Raw genomic sequence first — 543 nt, 5'->3', positions numbered from 1 at the left:
CGTCGACGGGTACGACTTCGCGCCGTCCTTCAGCATCTGGACCACCATCGAGGAGTGCCTCAACCCGCCGGTGGTCTACGAGGCAGGCCGGGGCTGGTTCACCACGCCGCCCTTCAGCGAGCCGGAGGTGTTCGACTTCCCCGAGGGCATCGGCCCGGTCGAGTGCGTCAACGTCGAGCACGAGGAGGTCCTGCTCGTGCCCCGCTGGATCGACGCCGAGCGGGTGACCTTCAAGTATGGGCTGGGCGCGCAGTTCATCGACACGCTGCGGACCCTGCATCTGCTGGGGCTGGACCGCACCGAGCCCGTCCAGGTCGCCGCCGGAGGCGGCACCGCCGTCAAGGTGTCCCCGCGCGACGTGGTCGCGGCGTGCCTGCCCGACCCGGCGACCCTCGGGGATCGCATGCACGGCAAGACGTGCGCCGGCACCTGGGTCAAGGGCACCAAGGACGGCAGCCCGCGTGAGGTCTACCTCTACCACGTGGTCGACAACCAGTGGTCCATGCGCGAGTACGGCTCCCAGGCGGTGGTGTGGCAGACCGC

The 543-nt window shown here is 70.0% G+C and carries 1 protein-coding gene; it reads left to right on the top strand.

The genetic code is table 11. The features are described 5' to 3' along the window. Positions 1-543 (top strand): saccharopine dehydrogenase family protein (locus FLW16_RS43040; protein WP_312847201.1); only part of this gene is annotated, 543 nt, incomplete at both ends.

Origin of the sequence: Microbispora sp. KK1-11 (genome assembly GCF_006874435.1) — a bacterium.
Taxonomy (GTDB): domain Bacteria; phylum Actinomycetota; class Actinomycetes; order Streptosporangiales; family Streptosporangiaceae; genus Microbispora; species Microbispora catharanthi.
Note: the sequence above shows the minus strand (reverse complement) of the source record. Positions and strands in the feature narration are given on the sequence as shown.